Source organism: Bailinhaonella thermotolerans (assembly GCF_003594875.1).
Lineage (GTDB): Bacteria > Actinomycetota > Actinomycetes > Streptosporangiales > Streptosporangiaceae > Bailinhaonella > Bailinhaonella thermotolerans.
Genome location: NZ_QZEY01000020.1, coordinates 70,310 through 94,837, shown reverse-complemented (window position 1 = coordinate 94,837; position 24,528 = coordinate 70,310). Strand labels below are relative to the sequence as shown.

General features: G+C 74.1%; 32 protein-coding genes. 14 read left to right on the top strand and 18 right to left on the bottom strand.

Annotation, left to right across the window (positions count from 1 at the left end; all coding sequences use genetic code 11):
• Positions 1-98: 98 nt before the first annotated feature.
• The gene (locus tag D5H75_RS34105; RefSeq protein ID WP_119930711.1) at positions 99-716 is read right to left on the bottom strand and encodes a TetR/AcrR family transcriptional regulator; all 618 of its coding nucleotides are present in this window, start codon (positions 714-716) and stop codon (positions 99-101) included.
• Positions 717-775: 59 nt separating this feature from the next.
• Between D5H75_RS34105 and D5H75_RS34100 the strand changes: the two genes are divergently transcribed.
• Positions 776-1,183, top strand: a complete 408-nt coding sequence (locus D5H75_RS34100; RefSeq protein ID WP_119930710.1) for a RidA family protein — start codon at positions 776-778, stop codon at positions 1,181-1,183.
• A gap of 61 nt (positions 1,184-1,244) precedes the next feature.
• Here the strand turns inward: D5H75_RS34100 and D5H75_RS34095 are convergent, their stop codons facing one another.
• Both D5H75_RS34095 and D5H75_RS34090 read right to left on the bottom strand, forming a co-directional pair.
• Positions 1,245-1,877: a DUF2867 domain-containing protein gene (locus D5H75_RS34095; RefSeq protein WP_119930709.1), complete on the bottom strand. Its 633-nt coding sequence runs from the start codon at positions 1,875-1,877 to the stop codon at positions 1,245-1,247.
• Between the two features lie 12 nt (positions 1,878-1,889).
• The gene (locus D5H75_RS34090) at positions 1,890-2,177 is read right to left on the bottom strand and encodes an antibiotic biosynthesis monooxygenase (protein WP_119930708.1); all 288 of its coding nucleotides are present in this window, start codon (positions 2,175-2,177) and stop codon (positions 1,890-1,892) included.
• A 97-nt stretch (positions 2,178-2,274) separates the two neighbouring features.
• On the opposite strand from D5H75_RS34090, the gene D5H75_RS34085 reads away from it, so the two are divergent.
• On the top strand, positions 2,275-2,835 hold the full coding sequence (locus tag D5H75_RS34085; RefSeq protein ID WP_119930707.1) for a TetR/AcrR family transcriptional regulator: 561 nt from the start codon (positions 2,275-2,277) through the stop codon (positions 2,833-2,835).
• A gap of 28 nt (positions 2,836-2,863) precedes the next feature.
• On the opposite strand, the gene D5H75_RS34080 is transcribed toward D5H75_RS34085, so the two are convergent.
• Positions 2,864-3,520: an SRPBCC domain-containing protein gene (locus D5H75_RS34080; protein ID WP_119930706.1), complete on the bottom strand. Its 657-nt coding sequence runs from the start codon at positions 3,518-3,520 to the stop codon at positions 2,864-2,866.
• Between the two features lie 202 nt (positions 3,521-3,722).
• Here D5H75_RS34080 and D5H75_RS34075 point away from each other — a divergent pair, with 202 nt between their 5' ends.
• Complete coding sequence (locus D5H75_RS34075) at positions 3,723-4,376, top strand: DUF4142 domain-containing protein (protein WP_202638775.1); 654 nt, start codon at positions 3,723-3,725, stop codon at positions 4,374-4,376.
• A 268-nt stretch (positions 4,377-4,644) separates the two neighbouring features.
• Complete coding sequence (locus D5H75_RS34070; RefSeq protein ID WP_202638774.1) at positions 4,645-5,127, top strand: DUF6098 family protein; 483 nt, start codon at positions 4,645-4,647, stop codon at positions 5,125-5,127.
• Between the two features lie 43 nt (positions 5,128-5,170).
• Here the strand turns inward: D5H75_RS34070 and D5H75_RS34065 are convergent, their stop codons facing one another.
• The 4 genes from D5H75_RS34065 to D5H75_RS34050 all read right to left on the bottom strand — a co-directional run bounded on the left by D5H75_RS34065 (position 5,171) and on the right by D5H75_RS34050 (position 7,479).
• A complete protein-coding gene (locus D5H75_RS34065; RefSeq protein ID WP_119930784.1) occupies positions 5,171-5,581 on the bottom strand; it encodes a VOC family protein in 411 nt (136 codons plus the stop codon).
• Between the two features lie 10 nt (positions 5,582-5,591).
• On the bottom strand, positions 5,592-6,035 hold the full coding sequence (locus D5H75_RS34060) for a helix-turn-helix transcriptional regulator (protein WP_119930704.1): 444 nt from the start codon (positions 6,033-6,035) through the stop codon (positions 5,592-5,594).
• 83 nt (positions 6,036-6,118) lie between these two features.
• Complete coding sequence (locus D5H75_RS34055) at positions 6,119-7,129, bottom strand: hypothetical protein (protein ID WP_119930703.1); 1,011 nt, start codon at positions 7,127-7,129, stop codon at positions 6,119-6,121.
• On the bottom strand, positions 7,126-7,479 hold the full coding sequence (locus D5H75_RS34050) for a PadR family transcriptional regulator (protein WP_242454671.1): 354 nt from the start codon (positions 7,477-7,479) through the stop codon (positions 7,126-7,128). The genes D5H75_RS34055 and D5H75_RS34050 overlap by 4 nt, the downstream gene beginning before the upstream one ends.
• 211 nt (positions 7,480-7,690) lie before the next feature.
• Between D5H75_RS34050 and D5H75_RS34045 the strand changes: the two genes are divergently transcribed.
• Positions 7,691-8,257 carry a hypothetical protein gene (locus tag D5H75_RS34045; RefSeq protein WP_119930701.1) on the top strand — a complete coding sequence of 189 codons (567 nt, stop codon included), beginning with the start codon at positions 7,691-7,693 and terminating at the stop codon, positions 8,255-8,257.
• A gap of 85 nt (positions 8,258-8,342) precedes the next feature.
• Here D5H75_RS34045 and D5H75_RS42210 read toward each other — a convergent pair whose 3' ends face one another.
• From D5H75_RS42210 to D5H75_RS34030, 3 genes are all read right to left on the bottom strand, one after another.
• Positions 8,343-8,792: a hypothetical protein gene (locus D5H75_RS42210; RefSeq protein WP_202638773.1), complete on the bottom strand. Its 450-nt coding sequence runs from the start codon at positions 8,790-8,792 to the stop codon at positions 8,343-8,345.
• Complete coding sequence (locus D5H75_RS34035) at positions 8,789-9,196, bottom strand: SgcJ/EcaC family oxidoreductase (RefSeq protein WP_119930700.1); 408 nt, start codon at positions 9,194-9,196, stop codon at positions 8,789-8,791. The genes D5H75_RS42210 and D5H75_RS34035 overlap by 4 nt, the downstream gene beginning before the upstream one ends.
• Before the next feature lie 171 nt (positions 9,197-9,367).
• Positions 9,368-10,000 (bottom strand): PadR family transcriptional regulator, encoded by a 633-nt coding sequence (locus tag D5H75_RS34030; RefSeq protein ID WP_119930783.1) that lies wholly within the window; start codon positions 9,998-10,000, stop codon positions 9,368-9,370.
• Positions 10,001-10,195: 195 nt separating this feature from the next.
• On the opposite strand from D5H75_RS34030, the gene D5H75_RS34025 reads away from it, so the two are divergent.
• Together D5H75_RS34025 and D5H75_RS34020 are read left to right on the top strand one after the other, a co-directional pair.
• Entirely contained in the window at positions 10,196-10,552 is a 357-nt protein-coding gene (locus D5H75_RS34025) for a YciI family protein (RefSeq protein WP_119930699.1), read from the top strand.
• Positions 10,552-11,796: an RNA polymerase sigma factor gene (locus D5H75_RS34020; protein ID WP_202638786.1), complete on the top strand. Its 1,245-nt coding sequence runs from the start codon at positions 10,552-10,554 to the stop codon at positions 11,794-11,796. The genes D5H75_RS34025 and D5H75_RS34020 overlap by 1 nt, the downstream gene beginning before the upstream one ends.
• A gap of 146 nt (positions 11,797-11,942) precedes the next feature.
• Here D5H75_RS34020 and D5H75_RS34015 read toward each other — a convergent pair whose 3' ends face one another.
• The gene (locus D5H75_RS34015; RefSeq protein ID WP_119930697.1) at positions 11,943-12,377 is read right to left on the bottom strand and encodes a hypothetical protein; all 435 of its coding nucleotides are present in this window, start codon (positions 12,375-12,377) and stop codon (positions 11,943-11,945) included.
• Between the two features lie 489 nt (positions 12,378-12,866).
• On the opposite strand from D5H75_RS34015, the gene D5H75_RS34010 reads away from it, so the two are divergent.
• Positions 12,867-13,409: a dihydrofolate reductase family protein gene (locus D5H75_RS34010; protein ID WP_119930782.1), complete on the top strand. Its 543-nt coding sequence runs from the start codon at positions 12,867-12,869 to the stop codon at positions 13,407-13,409.
• 213 nt (positions 13,410-13,622) lie between these two features.
• On the opposite strand, the gene D5H75_RS34005 is transcribed toward D5H75_RS34010, so the two are convergent.
• From D5H75_RS34005 to D5H75_RS33990, 4 genes are all read right to left on the bottom strand, one after another.
• Positions 13,623-14,453, bottom strand: coding sequence for a hypothetical protein (locus D5H75_RS34005; RefSeq protein ID WP_119930696.1), 831 nt, complete (start codon positions 14,451-14,453; stop codon positions 13,623-13,625).
• A complete protein-coding gene (locus D5H75_RS34000; RefSeq protein ID WP_147425374.1) occupies positions 14,450-15,100 on the bottom strand; it encodes a zinc metalloprotease in 651 nt (216 codons plus the stop codon). Before D5H75_RS34000 ends, D5H75_RS34005 begins: the two co-directional genes overlap by 4 nt.
• A 147-nt stretch (positions 15,101-15,247) precedes the next feature.
• Positions 15,248-16,024, bottom strand: a complete 777-nt coding sequence (locus D5H75_RS33995; protein ID WP_119930694.1) for a GNAT family N-acetyltransferase — start codon at positions 16,022-16,024, stop codon at positions 15,248-15,250.
• Positions 16,025-16,118: 94 nt separating this feature from the next.
• Entirely contained in the window at positions 16,119-17,066 is a 948-nt protein-coding gene (locus tag D5H75_RS33990; protein WP_119930693.1) for a GbsR/MarR family transcriptional regulator, read from the bottom strand.
• 182 nt (positions 17,067-17,248) lie between these two features.
• On the opposite strand from D5H75_RS33990, the gene D5H75_RS33985 reads away from it, so the two are divergent.
• Positions 17,249-18,910 (top strand): serine hydrolase domain-containing protein, encoded by a 1,662-nt coding sequence (locus D5H75_RS33985; protein ID WP_242454670.1) that lies wholly within the window; start codon positions 17,249-17,251, stop codon positions 18,908-18,910.
• Positions 18,911-19,045: 135 nt separating this feature from the next.
• Here the strand turns inward: D5H75_RS33985 and D5H75_RS33980 are convergent, their stop codons facing one another.
• Positions 19,046-20,044 carry an RNA polymerase subunit sigma-70 gene (locus tag D5H75_RS33980; protein ID WP_119930691.1) on the bottom strand — a complete coding sequence of 333 codons (999 nt, stop codon included), beginning with the start codon at positions 20,042-20,044 and terminating at the stop codon, positions 19,046-19,048.
• A 232-nt stretch (positions 20,045-20,276) separates the two neighbouring features.
• Between D5H75_RS33980 and D5H75_RS33975 the strand changes: the two genes are divergently transcribed.
• The 5 genes from D5H75_RS33975 to D5H75_RS33955 all read left to right on the top strand — a co-directional run bounded on the left by D5H75_RS33975 (position 20,277) and on the right by D5H75_RS33955 (position 23,564).
• A complete protein-coding gene (locus tag D5H75_RS33975) occupies positions 20,277-20,705 on the top strand; it encodes a MarR family winged helix-turn-helix transcriptional regulator (protein WP_119930781.1) in 429 nt (142 codons plus the stop codon).
• Between the two features lie 91 nt (positions 20,706-20,796).
• Positions 20,797-21,243 carry a hypothetical protein gene (locus D5H75_RS33970; RefSeq protein WP_119930690.1) on the top strand — a complete coding sequence of 149 codons (447 nt, stop codon included), beginning with the start codon at positions 20,797-20,799 and terminating at the stop codon, positions 21,241-21,243.
• Positions 21,240-21,512: a hypothetical protein gene (locus D5H75_RS33965; protein ID WP_202638771.1), complete on the top strand. Its 273-nt coding sequence runs from the start codon at positions 21,240-21,242 to the stop codon at positions 21,510-21,512. The genes D5H75_RS33970 and D5H75_RS33965 overlap by 4 nt, the downstream gene beginning before the upstream one ends.
• Before the next feature lie 7 nt (positions 21,513-21,519).
• Entirely contained in the window at positions 21,520-22,215 is a 696-nt protein-coding gene (locus D5H75_RS33960; protein WP_119930689.1) for an HD domain-containing protein, read from the top strand.
• Positions 22,212-23,564 carry a Dyp-type peroxidase gene (locus tag D5H75_RS33955; RefSeq protein WP_119930688.1) on the top strand — a complete coding sequence of 451 codons (1,353 nt, stop codon included), beginning with the start codon at positions 22,212-22,214 and terminating at the stop codon, positions 23,562-23,564. The genes D5H75_RS33960 and D5H75_RS33955 overlap by 4 nt, the downstream gene beginning before the upstream one ends.
• A 232-nt stretch (positions 23,565-23,796) precedes the next feature.
• On the opposite strand, the gene D5H75_RS33950 is transcribed toward D5H75_RS33955, so the two are convergent.
• A complete protein-coding gene (locus D5H75_RS33950) occupies positions 23,797-24,450 on the bottom strand; it encodes a TetR/AcrR family transcriptional regulator (protein WP_119930687.1) in 654 nt (217 codons plus the stop codon).
• Between the last annotated feature and the right edge of the window lie 78 nt (positions 24,451-24,528).

The following is a 24,528-nucleotide window of genomic DNA, read 5'->3' as shown; positions in this document are numbered from 1 at the left end:
CCGCCGGTCCCCGTGCGCCCGCGGCTCAAGCGGGGCCCGGGGAATCACCCTCGGCCGCCCGGCCCCCGGCGCGAGCCGTACGGCGGCCGCGGTCTCGCTCAGCCCGGAAGCAGGTCCGCCCAGCCGGCCTCGACGGAGCGGCGGCAGCGGGCGGGGTCGTCTCCGGCGCTCACGAACAGGGCGGTGAGGAGAGGGACGCCGTGGGCGAGCGCCTCGCGCGGCAGCGGCCCGGTGGCGACGAGGGACACCAGCCCGTGCCCGGCCGCCCAGCTCTGGACGGCCAGGTCCAGCGGCGCGACGTCGCGGCGGAAGCGGCCCGCCTCCGCGGCCCGCTCGACGCCGCGGACCAGGCGGTGCAGGGTGTCGTCGGCGGCCCCGGCGTCCTCCAGGTCGAACCCCGCGTCGAACATCGCGCGGTACAGGTCGGGGTTGTCCAGGGCGTTGCGCAGGTAGGCGGCGCCCAGCGCGGCCAGGTCGCGGACCGGGTCGGCCGTCTCCGGGACGGTCGCCAGGCGGGCGGCCAGCCGGGTGAAGCCCTCCTGCCGCAGCGCCTTCCACACGCCGTCCATCCCGCCGAAGTAGGTGTAGACGGCCATGGTCGAGACGCCGGTGCCCGCCACCAGGGAACGCAGGGTGATGGGCTCACGGGTGCGCAGCATGCGCCCGGCCCGCTCGATGAGCAGCGTGCGGATCGCGGGATCTCTCGCCTTCGCCATGACACCACGATACATAGCATTGCTATGCTTTGCCGAATCCGACGACGAGGAGGTACGGCATGGCGATCACCCTGGTGAACCCCGAGGGGTTGCCCAAGCCCGAGGTCTACCGGCAGATGTCGATCGCCACGGGGTCCCGGCTGGTGTTCCTGGCCGGCCAGGTGGCGCGGGACGCCGACGGGGGCCGGGTCGGCGAGGGCGACCTGGCCGCCCAGGTCGAGCAGTGCTATCTCAACGTCGCGACCGCCCTGGCCGAGGCCGGCGGCTCCTTCGACGACGTGGCCAAGCTGACGATCTACGTGGTGGACTGGAGCCCCGCGAAGATGCCCCTGCTGGGCGAGGGCGTCGCCCGGGCGGCCTCCCGCCTCGGCGTCGACCCCGTCAAGCCGATCACGCTCCTGGGCGTCGCCGCCCTGGGCGAGCCCGACCTCCTGGTCGAGGTCGAGGCCACCGCGGTCCTCGACTGACACCCGCGAACCGCGGGGCCGAGCCGTACGCCCGGCCCCGCGGTCCCCGCCGTGCGGGCGCTCACCCCGGCCCTCCGGCCGCCGCGACGCCCCGGTCGCCGGTCCCGGCCCGGTCGCGGTCGCGCCAGGCGCCTTCCCATCTGCGGGTCAGGGCCGGGTAGACGATGAGGTGGCGGAACGGCTTGATGAGGGCCATGTAGGCCTCGCCGAACAGGCCGTTCGGCTTGACCAGGGCCGCCATGCGCAGTTCGTGCCCTCCGTCGCCCGTGGGCACCCAGCCCAGATGGCAGATGGTGTGGACGGTCCGGTTGGCCAGTTCCTGCGCGCATTCGCCGGCGGTCTCGTAGACCGGCGTGAACGGGATGTTGGGATCGTCCACGCCGGGGGTCCGGCGCAGGTCCCCGGGAAGGCGGTCGCGCAGGGAGCGGACCCGCCCGCCGAGGCCGGCGCCGGGCCCGTCCCAGCCGAGCAGAGCGCCGATCCGCCAGCGGACGGCGAACAGGAACCGGACCGGCCAGGTCTGGTACCTCGGCGCGGTGCGGGCGCGCAGCGCGGCCAGCATCACCGGGAAGTCGTCCGGACCGGCCCCGGGGGTCCGGAAGGCCCAGACGTCCTCGACCCGGAAATCCGGCGCGATCTCGTGGATCCGCCACGGCCGCGAGGTGTGCTCCGCGACGGGGAGTCTCCGCGACATGACGGCCGCCGGTCAGCGCGACACGAGGAAGTGGACCTCGCGGGGCTTGACCTCCAGGTCGCTGATGCCGTCGGGCGTGGCGTCCATGTCGCGGCCGATCTGGGCCGCGGCGAGGAAGGCCTCCTCGGACTCGAACGCGCCGGTGGTGACGACGGCCTCGCCGTCGGTGGTGGCCCAGACCCCGACGGACAGGAAGCCCGGCTGGGTCCGCGCCGCCTCGGCGACCTCGTGGCAGCCGGCCACGAACTCCTCGAAGTGCTCGGGGGCCGGGTAGTGGTAGGCGACGAAACCGAATGCCATGACGCTGTCCTCTCGATTTGTACGTTACCGTATAACGCGACGATAGACCGGTTATACGGTTGCGTACAACCTGCTGACGGAGTGAGGTGGGCCACAGATGGGCGCGTTGCGCACACCCCGCGAGAAGTGGATCGAGGAGGGACTGCGGACGCTGGCCGCGTCCGGCGTGGACGCGGTGCGGGTCGAGGTGCTGGCCAAGGCGCTGGGGGTGACCAAGGGCGGCTTCTACGGCTACTTCGCCGACCGCAACGCGCTGCTGGAGGCGATGCTCGACACCTGGGAGCGGGAGAGCACCGACGAGGTCCTGGACCGGGTCGAACGCGAGGGGGGCGACGCCCGGACCAAGATCCAGCTCGCGGGCCGGCTGACGCTCTCCGAGCGGCTGCTGCCGATCGATCTGGCGGTGCGGGACTGGGCGCGCCGCGACGAGGCCGTGGCCGAGCGCCTGCGCCGTGTGGACAACCGCCGCATGGACCTGCTGCGCGAGCAGATCGCCACCTTCTGCGCCGACCCCGACGAGGTCGAGGCCCGCGCGCTGCTCGCCTTCTGCCTGGCCATCGGCCACCACTTCCTGGCCGCCGAGCACGACGGGCGCAGCCCCGCCCAGGTCCGCGCCCGCGCCGCCGACATCATCGTCAAGGGCCCCCGTCAGCCCTGAGGGGGCCCACCCGCCCGGCCCGGGCCCGTCAGCCCGCGGCTTCGCCCTCCCCGGGAGGGGCCTGCCGGAGGAGGAAGTCGACGGTCTTGGCGATCTCGCCCTCCCCGAGGCCCCAGGCGGCCCGGGCCTCCTCGCCCCAGGCCCGGTAACTGGCCACGGTGAACTCCCGGCCCCGCGGCGTCCCCCGCCACGCGGCCCGGTCGAAGTCCTCGCCGGCGGTCAGGCGCTCCAGCGCGAGCAGCGCGAGGTCCCACTCGGCCCCGATGCCGATCGGGCCCACCGGGCCGAGCCGCCGCACGATCTCGTCCACGGTCTCGGCGGGCGAGGTGTGGCACAGCTCCAGTACGGCGCCGCCGCCCTCGCCCGGCGACAGGCGCAGCTCGACCTCGGTCACCGAGTCCGGCCCGTACTCCCACGTCACCACCAGCAGGCGGGGGGCCTCGCAGCGCAGGATCCGCCCGCTCGCCTGCCCCTCCACCCTGAAGGAGCCGCCGGGCCGGAGGTCCCCGCTGACGGGTCCCAGCCAGCGGCCGAGCCGGTCGGCCGTGGTGCACGCCGCCCACAGGTCGCCGACCGGGGCGGCGTAGGCGCGGCGCAGTATCAGCGAACGGCCCGGCCCGCCCGCGATCGGGCGATCTCCCACGGCCCGGTCGGCGGCCTTGATCTCCCCGGTGACGTCGGTCATCTGCCTTCCCTCCGGCATGCGGACTCCCGCGGAACGTCGAACGCGTGCGCGACAAAACATATCAGTAGCGACTTATATAAGGAAGGGCTTTATCGTCGCGTCCGCCCACCCCAAGAGGGGGTCAAAATGGGCGGGAATGCGGTGTTTGTCGGATGGAGGGGGCAGGGGGACCAGGTCCGAAGGCCGATCGGAGGAGGCGTCGATGCTGGCACGGATCGGGGCGGCGCTGGCCGTGGCCGTACTCACGATGTGGAGTACGGCGGCCGCGGCCGGAACGCGCGCGGACTTGAACGAGCAGGACCGGACCTACCTGGTGCGGGCGCACCAGTCGAACCTGGCCGAGATCGCGGCGGGCAAGGCGGCGAGCCAGAAGAGCAATGCCGCCGAGCTGCGCGACATGGGCGCCAAACTCATCGACGACCACACGAAGCTGGACGAGGACGTCAAGCGCGTGGCCCAGCGGGCCGGGGTGGCGTTGCCCGCCACACCCAGCCAGGAGCAGCAGCGGCAGCTCCAGGAGGTCTCCGGCAAGAGCGGGGTGGAGTTCGAGCGGGCGTGGGTGACCTCCCAGCTCGCGGGCCACCGCCAGACGCTCGCCGAGGGCGGCAGGGAACTGGAGCAGGGCTCGGCCGCCGAGGTGAAGCGGCTGGCCCGCGACGCCGAGCCGGTCGTCCAGCACCACCTGGACATGCTCCTGGACCTCAAGACCAAGGTCCGGGCCATGGCGGGCGCGGCGGAACCGCGGGCCGCCGCCCGGGACGCCGGGGCCGGCGCCTGGCCGGTCGCCATCGGCGTGGGCATCCTGCTGGTGGCCGGCACCGCGCTGGCCTGGTGCCGGGGCCGGGCCGCCCGGTAGGCGCCCGGGTGGCCCGGCCGGAACAAGGCCTGAGCCGGAGGGCGGACGGGCGAGCCCCGTCCGCCCTCTCCCCTGCCGCCCCGCCGTACGGCGAGCGCGCCTTATGTTGTGGCATGTCCGTATCGGGTGTTAAAGGGCAGGTCAGGGGTACGCAAGCAGACCCGCCGAGCCGCCGGGGCCGGCGGCGGGTACGCGAAGGAGTGGTGATGAGCGGCCATTCGGAGCCGTGCCGGCAGGTCGTGGGCCCGGACGAACGCGGGAGCGCCCGATGACCAGAGCCGCGAACGGACGGCCCCGGGCCGCCGGAGCGCCGGGCGGATCCCAGTCCGGCCTTCCCGAGGTCCGGTCGCTGCGGGAACTGACCGAACTGGTCACCCGGAGCCCCGACCTGTTCGTCCGCTACTCGCGGGGGCCGGACCACGACGCCGGGGAGAGCAGCCGCGACTACGAGGCCGAGGTCGACATGCCCGGGCTGTCCGTCACGACGATCAGCCCGGAGCCGTGGTGGACCCGCCCGGCGGAGGACTGGATCGCGCGCCGGGTGTGCCAGTACAACGACCTGCGCCGCGACTCCTCCGACGAGCGCCGCCCCTGGCTGCTGCGCGGGCGCGTCGTCGGCGCGGGCCCGGACCACGAGCCCCTGGTCGTCGACGTCGTCCCGGTCGCCTGGATCGGGGAGAGCGCCATCGCCGAGGCGAAACGCCGCTACCAGGAGCGCTTCCACGTGGGCCGGGACTCCACCGACGACTAGCCGGAACCGCCGGGGACCACGCGGCGGCGCCCGCGCGGACGGCTCAGGCGCGTTCCTGGATCCGGATCATGTTCCCCGAGGGGTCGCGGAAGGCGCAGTCGCGGACGCCGTACGGCTGCTTGGCCGGCTCCTGGACGACCTCGGCGCCGGCGGCCTCGATCCGCTCGAACGCGGCGTCCAGGTCCGTGGTGGACAGGACCACGCTGGCGTAGGTGCCCTTGGCCATCATCTCGGCGATGGTGCGGCGCTCCTCCTCCGTGACGCCCGGGTCGCCGCCCGGGGGGTACAGGACGATGGAGGTGTCGGGCTGGCCGGGCGGGCCGACGGTCACCCAGCGCATCCCCTCGTAGCCGACGTCGTTGCGGACCTCGAAGCCGAGCGCGTCCCGGTAGAAGGCCATGGCCGCGTCGGGGTCGTCGTGGGGCAGGAACATCGCGTGAATGCTGAGGTTCATGCCGGTCACGCTAGCTCCGCCTCCCCGCGGGGGCTTCTCGATTCCTGACCGGTCTGGTCACCTGCTTGGCCACGCACGAGGGGATCCCCGCCGTCGCGCCCGCCGCCAGCCGGCGGTAGGCGCTGGGCGGCATCCCGACGAGCTCGGTGAAGCGCGTGCTGAACGTGCCCAGCGACGAGCAGCCCACCGCGAAGCAGACCTCGGTGACGCTGAGGTCGCCGCGCCGCAGCAGCGCCATCGCGCGCTCGATCCGCCGCGTCATCAGATAGCCGTACGGCGATTCGCCGTACGCGAGCCGGAACCGGCGGCTCAGATGGCCGGCCGACATGTTCGCCCCGCGGGCCAGGGCCTCGACGTTCAGCGGCTGGGCGTACTCCCGGTCGATCCGGTCACGGACCCGCCGCAATCTCACGAGATCGCGGAGCCGCTCCTCCTCCGCGGGTCTGGTGCTCACCTTTGAAACTCTGCCACGCCCGCCCGCGGAATGCCCACCCGCCTCTCCGCCCGGAACCGCGCCGGGCGGAGGAGGCCAGGGCGTCACAGCCGTACGGCGGGGGCGGGCGAGGGAAGCGCGCGCCGGCCCAGGCCCAGCAGGACCAGCCCCAGGGCGAGCAGGACGCCCGCCTGGACCGCCGCGCCCGCGAGCAGGGGGTCGCCGGGCGCGCCGACCGACAGGGACACGGCGATCGTGCCCAGACGGGAGGCCAGCGTCGTGAACGCCAGCAGCGCCAGGGCCAGCGGCCACGCCGGGGACGCCGTACGGCCGGTGCGGGCGTGCCAGACGCTGAGGCCTGCGAGCGCCAGGAAGCCCAGCCCGGGCAGGTCGAGCCAGGCCACCACCCATGTCGGGCGCGTGGGCGAACCGGCCAGGGCGAGGATCGCGACGACCGCGAGGAGCCCGGCAGCGGGCGGCGCGAGCGGCATCGCCCAGTGCAGGCGCGGCGCGGCGGCGTCCCGGTGGTACCCGGCGAGCAGCGCCAGCACGGGGATCACGCCCACCAGGCCCATCAGCAGGATCGACAGCACCCACACCGCGGGGACGCCGCCGATCACCTGCCGCACCACCTCCACCGGGAGCGGGACCAGCCCGAGCACCGCAGCGGCCTTGGCCACCCGGAGCCGCCCCCGCGCCAGCGCGGCGAAGGCGGCCACCCAGGCCACCCCGGCGGCCGTGGCGAGCACCCCGAGCGTGGTGACCGCGCGGAACTCCTCGGGCACCGGGCCGATCACCCCGGCGCGGACCAGGGCCTCGGCAGCCAGTCCCTGCGCGGCCGTCATCGCGTTGAGGAAGAGCCCGGCCACCGCGGCCAGCCGTACGGCCTCGCCCCAGGCCGCGCCCCGCGCCGTCGAGCCGGCCCCGCCGAGCCGTACCCGCACCGCCAGGGCGGCGACGCTGAGCACCTCCGACCAGCGGGGATGGGCCTCGTCCTCGTCCAGATCCGCCGCGCCCTCCAGGAAGGCGTCGACCATCTCCTCCTCCCGCTCCGCGCGGTAGTGCGCGGGCAGCAGGCGCAGGACCCTCCGGTAACGGGCCTCCAGCAACGTCACGCCAACCCTCCCAGGGCCTTCGCCCGCCCGCTCCGCGCGGCGAGCCTCTCCGTGGCGCTGCGCGCGTTGGCGGCGAGCCTGGCGGCCTCCGCCTCCAGCGCCGACGCGCCGTCCTCGGTCAGCCGGTAGTAGCGGCGCAGGCGGCCGCGCGCGATCTCCTCCCGGTCGAGCTCCACGAGCCCGTCGGCGACCAGCCGGTCGAGCACGCCGTACAACGTGCCGATCTTGAGCCGCACGCGCCCTCCGGACAGCTCCTCCACCTCGCGGACCACCCCGTATCCGTGCCGGGGCTCGTCCACGAGCGCCGTGAGCACCAGGAACGCGGGCTCGGTCATCCCTCTTGGACTCATGCCACGCACTATATATCGGAAGACAAGATATGCGGGAGATCAAGTGCTCGATTCGGAGGCCTCCGCTCCGGGCACGGAGCCCGGCACAGGTGCCCCCTCCCGCCCGGGAGGCGGCCGCCGCTCCGTGGTCCTCGCCGTCCTGGCCTGCCTCCAGTCCGCGTGAACGGCGGAACGGCTGGCGCCCGCAGCGATTTCACTGCATGATGAATTGGTGAGCGGAGCGGAACCCGCCCGGGAGGGCGTCTCGGACCCGGCGCGGCGGCGCGCGACCGGGGACCCCCTTCCCGGCGCGCACAGGGCCGTGGTGCTGGTGCTGATCGCCTGGTGGGGCTTCGGCAACCTCTACGAGGCGATCGTGGTCATGCCGTGGCTGTGGCGGCTGCCGCCCGGATCGCTCCCCGGCGAGTTCGAGCCGGGCAGCCCCGTGCTCTACTTCATGCCCGCCGGCGCGCTCCTGCTCGTGCTCGTGTGGGCCCTGGTCATCCGGGGCCGCGGGGACCGGCGGGCCGCGCTGCGCGCCGCGGTCCTGATCACCGTGGCGGCGGCGGGAACCGGGGTCCTGGTGGGGGCGGTGAACCCGACGTTCCGCGACCCGGCGGCGGACGTATCCGAGGTGCACGCCGCGATCATGACGTGGGAGGCGGCCAATCTGGCGCGCCTCGTCCTCGCGGGAGCCGCCGCCCACAGCCTGCTCCGCGCACGCTCCGCGACGGGGAATCGGGCGAGCCGGGACGCCGGGCCCCGGAGCGACCGCTCCGGCGCGGGCCGATCGAGGTGACCGTACTCGCGGACGGGTCGGATCGGCGCCCCGACGACGCCGCCCGCCGCGTGTGCACGGCGGGCGGCGGCGTCGGGGCGAGGGGTCAGGGGTCCAGGCGCGTGGGAGCCGAGAGGCGGTCGCCCACACGCGTGAGCAGGGCGGCGAACGCGGCGCGGGTGGCGGCCTCGAAGCCGGCGAAGAAGCGGTTGGCCAGGGGGACGGCCCAGCGGGCGCGGGAGGCGACGTTGCGGACGCGGTGGGAGACGCGGGTGCCGCCGGGGACGGCGGTCAGGGCGTACTCGCCGCGGTACCACCAGCCGCCCTGCACCGCCACCGTGCGGGCCGCGCGGTCCACCTCGACGGTGACCCGGGACGGACCGGCGGCGGTGAACCGGTCCGGCCCGCCCGTCACGGTGTAGGACGCGCCGAGACCGGCCAGCACCTCGGCGTTCCCGGGGCCGGCCGCCCCCGGCCGTACGTCCAGCAGCAGCGCGGCGACCTCCTCCACGGGCGCCGCCACGACCCCGCTCACCTCGGCGATCGTGCCGCTCATGAGGCCCCTCCCGGCGCGGGCACGCGGCGCGTGTTCTGGAAGGAGGTGAAGCGCCAGGCGTCCTCGTCCCGCACGGCGACCAGGGTGATCGTGGACGCGCGGTCGGGGTCGGGCCCGGCGGAGCCGTCGAGCCCGGAGCCGCCCTCGGCGACGATGACGGCCACGTCGGGGCGGATGAACCGGATCTTGGCGGCGGTGGTCATCGGGGCCAGGCGCGAGCCCTTGAGCGGTCCTTCGAACAGCGCGCGGTGGACGTGCTCGATGGCCTGGCGGCCGGGGGTGTTCCGGCCGAGGAACGTGACGTAGTCGGCGTCCTCGGTGAAGAGGGCGGCGTACGCGGCGGCGTCGCCGGCGTTCCACGCCTCGGTCAGGCGGGTCAGCAGGTCGTGGATCTGGTCGTTCATGTCCGTGTCGCTCCTTGGCGGCGTCTGGTGGACGCTCCGCGGGACCGGACGGCCTGACTAGACTTCGTGGTGCGTTTCCTGACGTCAGGCGCCGTTCGCGGAGCCGGTTCGGGATCTGGCCGCCGGTCCGGTGTTGGCGCACCGGGCCGGCGGCGTCTCAGGGCGGTCCGCTCACGCGCCTCCTCCGGGACGGGTGTTCTCGATCGCGGCGGCGCCGGGGCCGCTGTCGGAGAGCAGTCCGGGCCAGCTCAGCTCGCCCGAGGCCAGCTCCGCCAGCAGGCCGCGCACCCAGTCCAGCTCGGTCGCGCGCATCGCCCGTTCGTACTCCACCTCCAGCAGGAGCAGCCGGGGCAGGCCGGTCTCGCGCAGGCCGCGCATCCCGGCGTCCGCCGAGGTCACCATGCCCTCCAGCGTGGCCGCCCGGGTGCGCAGGGCGCGCTCGGCCTCACGCGCGGGCAGGACCCCGGCCAGGGAGACCGCCGCCGAGAACAGGGCCAGGTCGGTGGCGGGCTCGGCCAGCAGGCGGCGCAGCCGCGAACCCAGCTCCGCCGCGCCCTCCGCCGTGATCCGGTACACGGTGCGCTCGGGGCGCCGGCCCTCGCGGCTGGTCTCGACCGGCTCGATCAGCCCGTCGGCGGCCAGCCGGTCCACGGCGTGGTAGAGACTGCGCGGGAGGCCGGTGATGTAGTCCTTGTGGGTGTCGAGGATGAACCGGTGCAGCTCATAGGGGTGCTGCGGCTTCTGGAGCAGCAGCGCGAGCACCGTGATCCCGACCAGGTCCGCACCCGTCCGCCTGCGCGCCACCACGACTCCCTGTCCTAGCGCTAATCCTTATTGCATTTTGCACTATAGCGATCTGCCGGTCAATCGCCGAGACGGCCGCTCATGCCGTACGACCTGGTAGGTTCGGCAGGCCGCACGGATGTCGAGAACGCGGCGTCGGCTCCGACCCGAAGGCGAAAGGTGCCCGAGGGGCGCCGGAGACGAGAGGAGCACCCCGTGAAATACCTGCTGCTGATCTTCCAGAACGAGGCCGCCCGCCGGGCCGTGGCCGAGAACGGCGAGGCGATCTTCGCCGAGGTGGACGAGATCATGGCCGAGTTGCGGAAGAACGGCGAATGGGTCGGCGGTGAGGGTCTGGCCGGGCCCGAGCAGGTCAAGACCGTCCGCGTGCGCGACGGCGTCCCGGCCGTGACCGACGGCCCGTACGGCGAGGCCAAGGAGTTCCTGGCCGGCTACACCATCGTCGAGTGCAGCCGTGAGCGCGCCGTCGAGATCGCCGCCCGCTGGCCCGACGCGCGCTACGCCCGCATGGAGGTCTGGCCGCTCCTCCCCCACCCGGACGAATCGGCTTGATCGCTGATCGTCGCGTCGAGGACCTGTTGCGCGAGCTGGCGCCGCAGGTCCTCGGCACGCTCGTCCGCCGCCACGGCCACTTCGACGAGTGCGAGGACGCCGTCCAGGAGGCGCTGCTGGACGCCGCCGTGCAGTGGCCGGAGGAGGGCGTCCCCGGCAACCCCCGCGGCTGGCTGATCACGGTCGCGGTGCGCCGCATGACCGACCGGCAGCGCAGCGAGGCCGCGCGCCGCCGCCGCGAGATCAACGACGCGCTCATGACCCCGCCCGCCGACCTGGTGGAGGCCGCGCCGGGCGAGGACCGCGCCTCCGGCGAGGACGACACGCTCACCCTGCTGTACCTGTGCTGCCACCCGGCGCTGTCGCCGCCCTCGCAGCTCGCGCTCACCCTGCGGGCGGTCGGCGGCCTGACCACGGCCGAGATCGCCCGCGCCTTCCTGGTGCCGGAGTCCACGATGGCCCAGCGGATCAGCCGGGCCAAGCAGAGCATCAAGAAGGCCGGCGCCGAGTTCCGCCCGCCGCCCGAGCCCGAGCGGGCCGAACGGCTGCGCGTCGTGCTGCACGTGCTCTACCTGATCTTCAACGAGGGCTACACCTCCACCTCCGGCCCCGACCTGCACCGCGCCGAGCTGACCGCCGAGGCCGTGCGCCTCACCCGCGCGGTGCGCGCCCTGCTGCCCGAGGACGGCGAGGTCGCGGGCCTGCTCGCGCTGATGCTGCTCACCGACGCCCGCCGCCCGGCCCGCACCCGCCCCGACGGATCCCTGGTCCCGCTGGCCGAGCAGGACCGCACGCTGTGGCGGCGCGACCTCATCGGCGAGGGGATCGCGCTGATCACCGAGACCCTGGCCCGCGCCCCGCTCGGGCCGTACCAGCTCCAGGCCGCGGTCGCCGCCGTGCACGCCGAGGCCGCCACGGCGGAGGACACCGACTGGCGGCAGATCCTGGCGTTGTACGACCTGCTCGCGTCCTTCTCCCCCAACCCGATGGTCACGCTCAACCACGCCGTCGCCGCCGCCATGGTCCACGGTCCCCGGACCGGCCTGGACCTGCTCGAACCCCTCGACGCCGACGACCGGGTGGCCGGCCATCACCGCCTGCACGCCGTACGCGCCCACCTCCTGGAGATGGCCGGCGACCCCGCCGCCGCCCGCGCCCAATACCTGGAGGCGGCCCGGCGCACCGCGAGCGAGCCCGAGCGCCGCTACCTCGAATCCCAGGCCGCCCGGCTCCCGGTCACCTGACCCCGCGTACGGCCCCGGGCCCCGGCACCGCCGCCCCGGCGCCGCGCCGTACCCCCGTCCCGGCGCGGCGCCGTGCCCGGCGACGCCACCGCCGGCCGCAACGGGGGGCGGCCGGCGGTGGCTCCGAGATGGCGCGTGGAACGGTGCTACTGCTTCTTCAGGTAGACCTTCAGGCCGCAGTCGCGGGCGAGCCAGAGCTTCAGGTTGTCGCCGGGGAGGATGGTGTACTGGGCCTTGCTGCCGCTGGAGCCGGTGACCGTGATGTCCGCGCGCTCCAGGAGCCAGTGGTCGTCGCGCTCGTTGTCCGGGGGCTCGAAGCGGAGGTAGGCGGGGAACCGGTCCAGGTCCGCGAAGTCCAGGGCGGGGTTGCGGGGGTCGTTGCGGGAGGGGTTGTTGACGTTGGCCCCGTCGCCGAGGATGAAGCGGTCGGTGGCGCCGGCCTCGAAGTTGTTGGCGGAGGTGTCCAGGTCGAACTCCCGCCCGGCGAGCGCCAGGTAGACCCAGCCGTCGGTGCCCGTGCGGAACTCGCCGTCGGTGGCGGTGCGGATGACCGCGTCGATGATGGTGATCGTTTCTGCCATGGTTCCTTCCCTGTTCGGAACGGATGGGGTGGAAGGGACCTCGCGCCGGTCGAGGGGTGCCGGGCGGGGGTGCCGGGCGCGGGTCCGGTCAGGTCTGATCCCGCCGCCGCCGTCGTGGGGGCGGGCATCGGGGGGCTGTTCCGCCCAACTACAGCTACTCTCAGTAATCATTCTGTGTCAGAAAGCAATCAGAAGGGAGATCCCCACGGGTAAGACTCCCCGCACCTCCGCGCCCGCCCTTGTAACCGAGCGTGAGCAATCGAGGGCAATCAGAGACTCTCCGTACACGACAATCGGGCGTGCCCACCCCCCGGCCGCCCCGGACGTCCGCCGCCCCCGGCGACGCGCGGCGCACTCCAACTCCGAAAAATTTTTTTGTCTTGACAGAAAAAGAGATCGGATGGGAGGGTTCTGCCGACGGCGAGGACGGGCTCCGAAAGCGGGGCCGGGCCGGTGGCCGCGCGCCGGGCGCGGTGGAAGGAGACGGAGATGCGGAAGATCATCGCGGGCCTGTTCATCTCGGCGGACGGCGTCGTGGAGGCCCCCGAGCGGTGGCACTTCCCCTACTTCGACGACGAGATGGGGGCGGCGGTGGCCGCGCAGATGGACGGGGCGGACGCGCTGCTGCTGGGCCGGAGGACCTACGAGGACTTCGTGGGCCACTGGCCGCACCAGGGCGACGACGTCCCCTTCGCCCGGCACATCAACTCGGTGGCCAAGTACGTCGTCTCGACCACGCTCGACGGGTCGAACTGGAACAACACCACGGTGATCCGCGCGAACGTGCTCGACGAGATCGCCGCGCTCAAGTCCCGGCCGGGCGGGCACATCGGCATGAGCGGCAGCCCCACCCTGGTCCGGACGCTGATCGGAGCCGGCCTGCTCGACGAGCTCCGCCTGCTCGTCCACCCGATCGTCCTCGGCGCCGGGCGGCGCCTGTGGGACGGCCTGGACAAGACCCCGCTCACCCTCACCGGCTCCGCCGTCTTCGGCACCGGCGTCCTCAGCCTGACCTACTCCCCCGCCCGCTGACCTGCCACCACCCCGCACCCGACCCGCAGAAGGAGCGTGCAGCTCCGCACCCCCGCCGACATCGACCCCGCCCGGCTCACCGCCCGGCTCCGCGCCGCGTACGCCCTGGAGACCCCGGCCGCGCCCTGAAACACCGAACTCCGGAGGCGGACCACCCCGACGGTGGTCCGCCTCCGGCGTTCGTGAATGGGCGGAGTGGGCGCGACGCCGGGGTCAGCAGGCGTCGGGGTCGGTGGCGCTGCCCTTCTCGCAGGCCTTCTCCTGGAGGCTCGCGCGGAGCCCGTCCAGGGTCGTGCCGCCGCTCTTGTAGGTGGACGTGCCCGCGGTGCGCAGGAGCTGCCGGGCGCGGTCCTCCTCCGCGAGCGGGGCGATCAGCGGGGCGCCGGCGCGCTCCTCGACGAAGACGCCCTGCCCGATCGGCAGGTGCACGGCCGCGTGGTAGGCCGCGGATTCCTGCTTGAGCCTCCGGTCCCGGCCGAGCGCGTTCGCGCGGTCGAGCGAGTTCTCCACGAAGAACAACCCCTTGCCCGCGGTCTTCAGGGACGCGCGCAGCCCCTGGAGCGTCGTCCCGGCGGGCTGCTCGACCTTGAGACGGATCCGCCGGTCCTGGTAGCCCCGGCCCAGCCTGCCCGCGACGACCTTGTCCACCCGGATGACCAGGTGCGCCCACCGGATCGCGGCCTCCGGGCTGTCGTACGGCACGGCCCGCGCGACCATCGCGTCATCGGCGGCGCCGTACGCCACACCGGGCTCGACGCCGACGACCACGCCCTCGACGAGCGCCGCGGCGGGCCGGAACCCGCGCGGCCCCGCGCTCTTGCCCTTGCCCGCGGGGACGAGCGCGTCGACCGAGTCGAACAGGTACTCCCCCGCGCCCTGTTCCGGAGCGCGGAGCTGGGACCAGAAGGAGGATGCGGCGGCGCGCGAGGGGGCGGACGCCGCGGTCGGGGCGGTGGAGCCCGAGCCCGCCAGGGCGACGGCCCCGACCCCAGCGGCGACGGCGACGGCGACGGCGAACGCCGGGCCGCGAAGACTGCCGGTCACTTCGCGCCGCCCCCGCTCATCGGCTTGCTCAGGCGCGGGCCATATCGCGTGTACAGGTGCGACACGTCATGAGCGCTGTACTTCACGGTGGTGTGCGCGCCCGTCCGCAGGCAGGACGAGGACTCCGTGGAGTGGCTGAGGCCGACCGTGTGACCGACCTCGTGACAGGCGAGGGCGCGCCGCTGGTCGGTGCTGAAGCCGTCCACGTCCCGCAGGTCGAACCGCACCTCGTACTGGTCGCACCGCCAGTCGTCCTCGCTCGGAGTCGGGGCGATGGCCTTGACGCATTTGGCGTAGCCGTACAGGTTGTAGCCCGTCGTCGAGCCGTCCCAGTCCAGATCCCAGGTGTCGACGTAATAGGCGTCGTACGCCTCGACGTCGGTGGACGCGTTCGGGGAGGCGTCATAGGCGTCGGACATGACGGACTGGGCGTCCAGGTTGCCCATCGCGTACCGGAAGGCGCTCTTGGTCCGCGACTCCAGGGAGTCGTCGTTGTACCAGTGCTGGCCGTTGTCCGCGAAGGAACAGCAGCCGGACGGATACCCGAAGTCGTTGGCCTGTGCCCCGGGGGCGAGCCCCCCGACGGCCCCGAGCGCCAGCACCGCGCCCAGGACCGCACGCCCCGCCCTTCGCTTGAAGTACGTCATGGTGACCAATCGGATAGACGGCTCAGACGAGGACGCATCCTTCCGCGATCTTGCAGGGGGTGCAACTTTTCGGTCCGGCCGCGGACGCCCGCGCGCACGCCCGATTCACCGTGAGGTACGGCGAACGGCCTTCCGTGGCGCGCTGGTTCACGGCGTGTAGACGTAGGGCGTGGTGGTGGTGAGGGTGGTGAAGCCGAGGCGGTGGAGGATGGGGCGACTCTGGTCGGAGGCGTCCACCTGGAGGTAGCGGTAGCCGCGCTCGGCGGCGGCGCGGGCGCGGTGGGCCACCAGGGCGCGGTAGATCCCCTTGCCGCGCCACCCGGCGACCGTCCCGCCGCCCCAGAGGCCGGCGAAGTCGGTCCCGGGCTCGAAGTCGACGCGGGCGGCGCTGACCGGCTCGTCCCCGGCCATCGCGACCACGATCTCCAGGGAGTCGGGGTCCTGCTGGAGCCGGGCGCGCAGCCGCCGGGCGAACGCCTCGGCCGAGGTGCCGAAGGCCCGTTCGTGCACCTCCGCCACCATGGCCACCTCGTCCGGGTCGGTGACGCGGCGCAGCCGCACTCCCTCGGGCAGGACCACCTCGGTCGGCTGCCCGGCCACCGGCGTGACCATGACGGCCTCCTCGGGCTCGGCCTCGAAACCGGCCGCGCGCAGCCGTACGCCCAGGTCGCCCGGGGTGTCGTAGTCGTAGAGCTTCCACTCGAACTCACGGCCGAGGCCGGTGAAGTACGCGACCTGGGCCGCGATCGCGGCGTCGGCGTCGTCCTCGGTCAGGTCCGACCACAGCACGGCGTTCCAGCCGCCCTCCCCGCCGACCTGCCGCACCACCGGCCCGTCCCGCTCGACCCGCGCGCCGGGTCCGTCGGGGCGCGCCTCCCGCCGCATCTGCCGATCGAAGGCGGCCATCACGTCATCACCGTTCATCCGGGCACTCCACCAGGTCGCATCCGGTCATGGCAATCGAATTAACCACGAACCGGGCAGGAGACCCCTGATCCCGGGGCCGTACGGCGTGAGCTCACGCCGTACGGGAGGGGCGCGGGGCCAGCGCCTGGCGCTGCGCGGGACTGAGGCGGTCGGGCCTGGCTGCGATGGAGTACGCGCCTCGGCCTGAGCGCTCGACGGTGAGCGGGTCGGTGAGGGCCGGGCGGCGCAGGAGCGCGTTCAGGGCGGCGGCGGTCCGCCCGGCGGGCCAGCCGAGCGACGCGGCCAGGTCGTCCGCCGTCAGCGGTCGCGCCGCGTGGACCAGCGCGGCGATCACCGTCAGCGCGTCGGCCGCGACGGCCTGGGTGAGGTCGTTGTCGGTCATGTGGTCGCTGATGCGCGTGAAGAACCGTCCCATCTCCCGCAGCCGCCGCCCCTGCGGGGTGCCCGGGCCGAAGAGGTCCACGCCCTGCCGCGCCGCCTCGGCGACCTGCGCGTGCGCTCCGACGTCGGCCTTCCAGGCGCGGAGCCAGACGTCGTCCTCGACGCGGTACCGCTCGCGGCGGCCGCCCGCGTCCGGGCCGCGCTCGGCCAGGCCGAGCGATTCGAGGAAGCCGATGGCCTTGGACACCGACGCCGGGCTGACCCGCAGGAGGCGCACGAGGTCGGCCGACGTCAGGCTCCCGGTGTCGGCGGTGAGCAGGCAGACGAACACCCGGGCGGGCATCCGCGGCAGGCCGGTCCCGGTCAGCAGGGTCGCGAACTCCTCCACGAAGCGCCGCGCCTCCTCCGTGCCCGGCCCGGCCTGGGCCTGGCCGGGATCGCCGGCCGCGGCCTTCCGGCTGCGGCGGGCGCGCAGCTCGGCGGCCCGCTGGGCGCGGTCGGGACGGTAGCCCGCCGGGCCGCCGTTGCGGGCGACCTCGCGGGTGATCGTGGACGTGGGCCTGCCGAGCCTCCTGCCCATCTCGGCGTACCCCAGTCCGTCGGCCAGCCACGTCGCGATCCGCCGGCGGTCCTCGTGGGTCAGCCTGCCTCCGGGCATCGGGGCGTCTCCTCTCCAGATGCGTTCACCCACAATACATTGCAACGATCATACGGCGGCAATTGCGTTCATCGGCACGTCTGTTGCAATGATTTCCCTGTTCATAGCGGTAAATGCTCTCTTTTCCGTTGACGATCGTTGAAACGCAACATAGCCTTTCCGCATCTCGAAAGGACATGCCGATGTTGGACATTGAGCGGGCACGCGCCCGGATCTCCGAGCTCCTGGCCGAGTACCGCATCCCCGGCGCCGCGATCGGGATCCTCCACCGGGGGCAGGTCACCACCCTGGCCGCGGGCGTCAGGAACGCGAAGACGCGCGAGCCCGTGACCGGCGGCACCGTCTTCCAGTGCGGCTCCATGACCAAGACCTGGACCGCCCTCGCGTTCATGCGGCTGGTGGACGAGGGGAAGGCCGCCCTGGACGAACCGGTGCGCACCTACCTCCCCGGCTTCCGGGTCGCCGACCCCGGGGTCACCGCCGCGCTCACGCCCCGCCACCTCCTCAACCACACGAGCGGTGTGGAGGAGGCCTACGGCGACCCCGGCGAAGGCGATGACGTGTACGAGCGCATGGTCGCCGCCGTCGCGGGCGCGCCCCAGGTCCACCCTCTCGGGCACACCCACGGGTACAGCGCCGCCCTGGGGTACGCGATCCTCGCCCGCGTCATGGAGGTGATCGACGGCGCGCGGTGGGACGACATCATGCGGGACCGCCTGTTCCGCCCGCTCGGGCTGACCGCCACGAGCACCAGGCACGACCGGGTGGACCCGCGCCGCGCCGCCACCGGGCACCTGGTCCGCTCCCTCGACGAGGGGCCCGTCGTCTCACCGCTGGCCGGCCTGCCGCGCGCCTTCGGCCCCGGCGGGAACATCAGCTCGACCGTCCGCGACGTCCTCGCGATGGCGCACGTCCTCCTCCACGGCGGCCGGGGCCCCGACGGCACGGAGATCGTCTCGGCGGACGCCGTACGCCAGATGATGGAATCGCGGGTCCCGGTGCCGGACCCGTATTCGTTCGGGCCGGAATGGGGGCTCGGGCTCATCGTGTGCGACTGGCACGGCCACACCGTCTACGCGCACGACGGCAGCACCATCGGGCAGAGCGCCCGCCTGCGCGTGTTGCCGGACTCGGAGCTGGCCCTCGTGCTGCTGACCAACGCCGGGCCCCGGGACTCCTTCTACCGGAGGGCGTTCAACGACATCCTCGCCGACCTGGGCGCGCCGGCGATCCCCGAGCTGCCGGACCCCCTGCCCGCGCCGCCCGCGGACCCGTCGAGGTTCGAGGGCGTCTACGGGCGGCCGGGCGCCCGGTACGAGGTCATGGCCGGGGACGACGGGCTCCGTCTCACCTTCACGCCGGACCCGATGGAGGCGCGGCTCACCGGCCTGCCGGAACGCCTCACGTACGAGCTGCGCCCGATCGGCGAGACGCAGTTCCTGATGCCGCCGCGCGGCCCGGCCGAAGACCCCCAGACGGTCGCCATCTACGACTTCCACGACGGGTCCGCGCGGTACCTGCACACCAACTGCCGGGTGAACCCGAGACTTTCGAATCCGACACCGACGAAGGAGAAGAGCACGATGCACGTCATGGCCGTTTCCACCGTTTCCGACACCACCGGTTTCTGGGGCGCGCTCAAGTCGGCGTACGGCCAGTTGCCGCCCGGCGCCGCCTGGACCCTGGCGGTCGCCGGCACCGACGGGACCAGGGCGGTGAACGTCATCGTCCACGACTCGGTGGACACCGTCAGGGCGTTCTTCGAGCGGCACGCCGGACCGTTCGCCACCACGGAGTACTTCGAGGCCGACGCCGCCAACGCGGTCGGCCTCCCCAAGCCCTAGCCGTACGGCGAACCGCCCCGGCCGTACGGCTCAGCCCGTGCGAGCCGTACGGCCGGAGCGGGCCGGGGCCGTACGGCTCCCGGATGCCTGAGCCGTACGGCCCCGGCGGGGCCCGGGTGGTACGGCCCCGGCGGCTCACAGGCGAGGGGGCAGGCCGAAGGCGGGGAAGAGATGGGGGCCGAAGGTGGTGATCTCGGCGACGCGGCCGCCCTCGATCCGCAGGACGTCCAGGTTGACCGCCTCGTAGGACGGCTGGCCCCGCCTCCGGCAGTAGCCGGCGACGGCGGGCTGGCGGTTGGCGCGGGTGGGCAGGTGACGCCAGTCGCCCCAGGCGTCCGGGCCGGTCAGGACGGGGGCCCACATGGCCAGGACGGCGTCGCGGCCGAGGAAGACCGCGGGCTCCGGCGGCATGGTCTGGCGGGCGTCCTCGGCGAGCAGTTCCGCCAGGGCGTCCAGGTCCGCGCCCTCCGAGGCGCGCATGTAGCGGTCGAGCACCTCGCGCTCCTCACGGGTGGGATCGCCGGAGGGGCCCCACTCCGCGCGGCGCTCGGGCAGGTGGTCGCGCATGGTGGCGCGGGCGCGCTGGAGGGCGCTCTTGAGCCCGGCGACGCTCATCCCCAGGGTCTCGGCGGCCTCGGCCGCGGGCTGCCCGAGCACGTCACGCAGGATCAGCACGGCGCGCTGCCGGGGCGGCAGGTGCTGGATCGCGGCGAGGAACGCCAGCTCGATCGTCTCCTTGGCGATCACCACCGCGTCCGGCTCCTCCTCCGGGTCCCCCTGCAGGAACCGGTCGGGGAACGGCTGCAGCCAGGGGATCTCGGCGGGCGAGGACGCGTCGCCCGGCGGCAGCGGCTGGAGCACCGGTGCCCGGCGCGCGGCCGCGTCCAGGCAGGCGTTCGTGGCGATCCGGTACAGCCAGGCGCGGAACGTGGACCGGCCGGCGAAGGTCTCCCGCGCCCGCCAGGCCCGCAGGAACGTCTCCTGCACCAGGTCCTCGGCCTCCTCGAAGGAGCCGAGCATCCGGTAGCAGTGCACCCGCAGCTCCCGCCGGTGCCGCTCGATCCGCTCGCCGAAGGCGTGCTCGTCCTCCGGGGGCGGGATCTCCTCCCCCGCATCGCCCGTGCCACCGCTCATGCCGCGTCCCTTCGATCGCGCTTTCGCCGTACCCCCTGTTATGACGGCTCGCGCCCGGAAAGGGAATCGGTCGCCGGGCGGAGACGGCAGACATGGTCGCACCGCCGGCGCGGTCGGCACAGTGCGCGCGGTGGGCGCGGTGGGCGCGGTGGGCGCGGTCGGCGCGGTCGGCGCGGTCGGCGGGGTCGGCGGGGTCGGCCGCCCGGCGGGGCGAGTGCGGGAGACTGGGACGGTGACCATCGAGAACGGACCGCCCGTCTGGAGCACCTCGATCGTCGTGCTGTCGCTGGCGCGCCGGATCGAGTCCGAGCTGAACGCCGCGCTGACCCCGCTGGACCTCACCGTGAGCAGGCTCGGGCTGCTCGGTCACATCGCGGGTGTGCCGGGCGTCTCCTTCAGCGATCTGGCGCGCATGTCGGGCACGACCGTCCAGACCGTGCACTCGGCGGTGAAGGCGCTGGTGAAGGCGGGGCTGGTGCGGGATCACACCGCTCGCCCCGGGGCGGCCTCCGCGATCGAGGTCACGCCCGAGGGCGAGCGGCTGCTCAAGTCCGCCAGGGAGGCGATCGCGCGGGTGGACGAGCGGCTCTTCGGCCCGGACGGCGACCCGATCCTCCAGGCCGTGAACCGGACCGTGCGGGAGGCGTTCGGCCAGGGCTGACCAGGGCGTTCCCCGCGATACTCCACCCAACCTTCAGGGCACCTGAAGCCAGGGATAGGCTTCAGTCGCCCTGAAGGTTGAAGGAGTTCTCATGGACCATGTCCTGTTATCGGTGCATGTCTTGGCCGCCATCGTGTTCGTCGGCGGATCCGCGGTCGCGGCGAGCCTGTTCCCCCGGTACGCCCCGGTCGCGGGCGACTCCGGCGGCGAGCGGAGCCGCGCGGTCGCCGCGGCCCTGCACCGCATCACCGGCGGGTACGCGGCCTTCGGCCTGATCGTGCCCGCCGCCGGGATCGCGCTGGCCATCGCGCAGGGGCGCATGGGCGAGATCTGGATCACCGTGTCGATGGTCCTAACCGCCGTCGCGGGCCTGCTGCTGGCCACCCAGATCCACCCCCGCCAGCGCAGGGCGCTGGACACCCCCGGCGAGGCGCGGGAACTGCGCATCCTCGGCATGCTCGCCGGCGTCTACAACCTGGCCTGGGCGGTCGTCGTGGTCCTCATGATCGTGCGGCCGGGTACGGAGGCGGCGGCGTGACCGGCGTGCGCGTCCTGCGGATCGCCTCCGCCGTCGAGACGCTCTCCCTCGCCGTCCTGTTCACGAACCTGTTCACCGTCCACGCCGAGGTGATCACGCGAGTCACCGGCCCCGTGCACGGTCTCTGCTACGTGACCGTGATCGGCGCGGCCTCCATGATCCCCTCCAGCCCCGGCGTCCGGCTCCGCGCGCTCATCCCCGGCATCGGCGGCCTCCTCGCCCTGCGCCGCCTCCGGTCCGCGCCGGCGCCCGCCGTACAGAAAGGCTGATCTTCCGATGGACGTCTACGGAGACCTGCCGTTCCCGCGGACCGCGCTGGCCGAGGCCGCCACGCGCTACGCCCGGGAGATCGTGCCGGAGCCGATCTTCAACCACTGCATGCGGACCTACCTGTACGGCCGCGCGCTCGGCGAGGCGCGGGGGATGCGGGCCGGGCACGACTACGACGATGAGCTGCTGTTCCTCGGCAGCGTGCTGCACGACACCGGGCTGAGCGAGCCCGGCGACGGGGACCAGCGGTTCGACCTCGACGGGGCCGACCTGGCGGCCCGGTTCCTGACCGAGCGGGGCGTCGCGGCGGACCGGGTCGAGATCGTGTGGGACGCGATCGCGCTGCACCTGCACTACGACCTCGCCCTGCGCAAGCGGCCCGAGATCGCGCTGGTGTCGGCCGGCGCCGGGTACGACCTGGGCCCGGCCGGGCCGTTCACCCTGCCGGAGGAGTACACGGCCCGGGTGCACGAGGCGCTGCCGCGCCTGCACGCCGCGGCCGTCCTGCACCGGGCGATCGTCGGCCAGGCCCTGGCCAAGCCGCGGAAGGCGCCGCCGTTCAGCCTGCCCGGCGAGCTGGTGCGGCAGGAGACCGGGGCCGTGTGGCCCACCTGGCGCGAGCTGATGAGCACGCCACCGAGCTGGAACGACTACGAGGGCTTCGAGGACGAGGGCCGCGAGCCGGGGGGAGGCGCGGCATGACGCAGGAGCCGAGGCGCGGGCGGTTGTCGCGGCGCGGCCTGATCACCGGCCTGGCGGCCACCGCCGGCGCCGCCGGGGTGGGCGCGGCGCTCGTGGGCGGCGGCCGCGCGGACGGCGCGCCCGCCGCTCCGGCCGCTCCCCCGCCCGCCGGCGCGGCCGCCGCCGTGCCGTTCCACGGAGTCCACCAGCCGGGCATCGAGACGCCGCAGCAGCGGTACGCGATGTTCGTCGCGTTCGACCTGGAGACCACCGACAAGGACCGCAAGCCGCTCCCCGCCGCGAAGATCGCCGCCGGGTTCCGGAGCCTGATGGAGCAGTGGACCGGCGTGGCCGAACGGCTGATGGCCGGGCGCCCGCCCGGCGCGCGCCCGGGCAGCCGGCCCGAGTCGCCGCCGGGCAGCGGGATCGCCGACGGGCTCGCCCCCGCCGGGCTCACGCTCACGTTCGGCCTGGGCCCGGAGCTGTTCCCGCGGATCGGGCGCGAGTCCCTGCGGCCCGGCCGGTTGCGCCCGCTGCCCGCCTTCCCCGGCGACCGGCTGCGGCCGGCCTGGTGCGGCGGCGAGCTGCTCGTGCAGATCTGCGCCGACGACCCGCAGGTGGTGAGCCACGCCTTCCGCGCCCTGCGCAGCCGCGCGCCCGGCATCGCCCGGCTGCGCTGGACCCAGCAGGGGTTCCTGGGGACGTTCGGCGACGCCACCCCGCGCAACCTGTTCGGGCACAAGGACGGCACGGCCAACCCGCGGCCGGGGACGGACCCGTTCGACCAGGCGGTCTGGGCCGCCGGTACCGGCGAGCCCGCCTGGTTCGCCGGCGGCACGTACCTGGTCTTCCGCAAGATCCGGATGGACCTGCCTAAGTGGGACACCTCCACGGCGCGGGAACAGGACGAGGCGATCGGCCGCCGCCGCGACAACGGCGCCCCCCTCAGCGGCGGGCACGAGTTCACGGCGGCCGACTTCGCCAGGACGGGCGCGGACGGGAAGCCCGTGATCCCGGCCGACTCGCACGTCGCGCTGCTGCAGGGCATCTCGATGCTGCGGCGCTCCTACAACTACGACTACGCCTTCCAGGGGCTGACGGAACCGCTGAGCGCCGAGGACGTCCCCGAGCACGAGCACCCTCCCGGAACCCCGCTGCACGACCACGCGGGCGGCGGGCACGACAGCTACGACAGCGGGACGCTGTTCTGCGCCTATGTGCGCGATCCGGAGGAGTTCGTCCGGGCACAGCTCAAACTGGTCGGGACGGACCGCCTCAACGCCTTCATCCAGCACACCGGCAGCGCGGTCTTCGCCATCCCCCCGGGCGTCCAGCCCGGCGGGACGCTCGCCCAGGCCCTGTTCGCCTGATCGGCCCGTCCACCCTGCGCCACGGAGGCCGGCCCCCTTCGCACGGGAAGCGGCCGATCCTTCGTCGCCACAGGAAGGGGCCGCCCCGCCCGGCGCGACGGGAGGGGACCGAGCCGGCGCGGACCTCGGTTCCCCGCGCCGCGGAAGGGGCCGGCCCCCGTGGCGCAGGGACGCGGGCGGGCCCGCCGGCCGTACCGCCGCGCCGCGCCGGAAAGCGGCGGGACGCGCCGGGTCAGGGGGTCCGGGCCTCGATCTGGGCCAGGTGGGCGGCGAGGATCTCCTCGAACGCGCGGCGGCGGTCCGCTCCGAGGGGCCGGATGTCGCGGGCGAAGCGCGCCAGGGCGGGGAAGCGCCCGGGGTCGGCGCCGAGCACCGTGACGCGGAACTGCTCCATGCCCTGTTCGTACTCCTCGGGGCCGATGGCGCTGATACCGGCCTCGGCGGAGATCAGCGCGGCGAGGAGGACCACGATGCGGTGGTACCGCACGGGGACCTCCTCGTCGGGCAGGCCGGACTCGCGCAGGGCCCGCAACAGCTCCTCCATGACCAGCCGGGAACCCGTGCCGCCGGAGCCGTAGCGGCCCCACACCGCGGCGAGCTGGGGCTGCTCGCCGAACGCCTCGCGCAGGCGCAGGGCCACGGCGGTGACGCGCCGCCTCCAGTCGCCCTCGGGGCGGTAGCCGTCCATCGCGGCCAGCAGGACCCGGTCGGAGACCGCGCGCAGCAGTTCGGTCTTGTTGCGGAAGTGCCGGTAGAGGCTGGAGGAGTCGGTCCCGAGCGCCGCGGCGAGCTTGCGCACGCTGAACGAATCGGCGTCGCCCGCGCGCAGCAGCCCCACCGCCGTGTCCAGGATCTCCTCGGTCGACCATCGCCTTCGGCCGGTCATCTCGCCCCCCTCGTCCGGCCTCAGCCTATTTCGGCGATGACCGCGCGCTGGGCGGGAACGGCCACGGCGGGGTCCTCC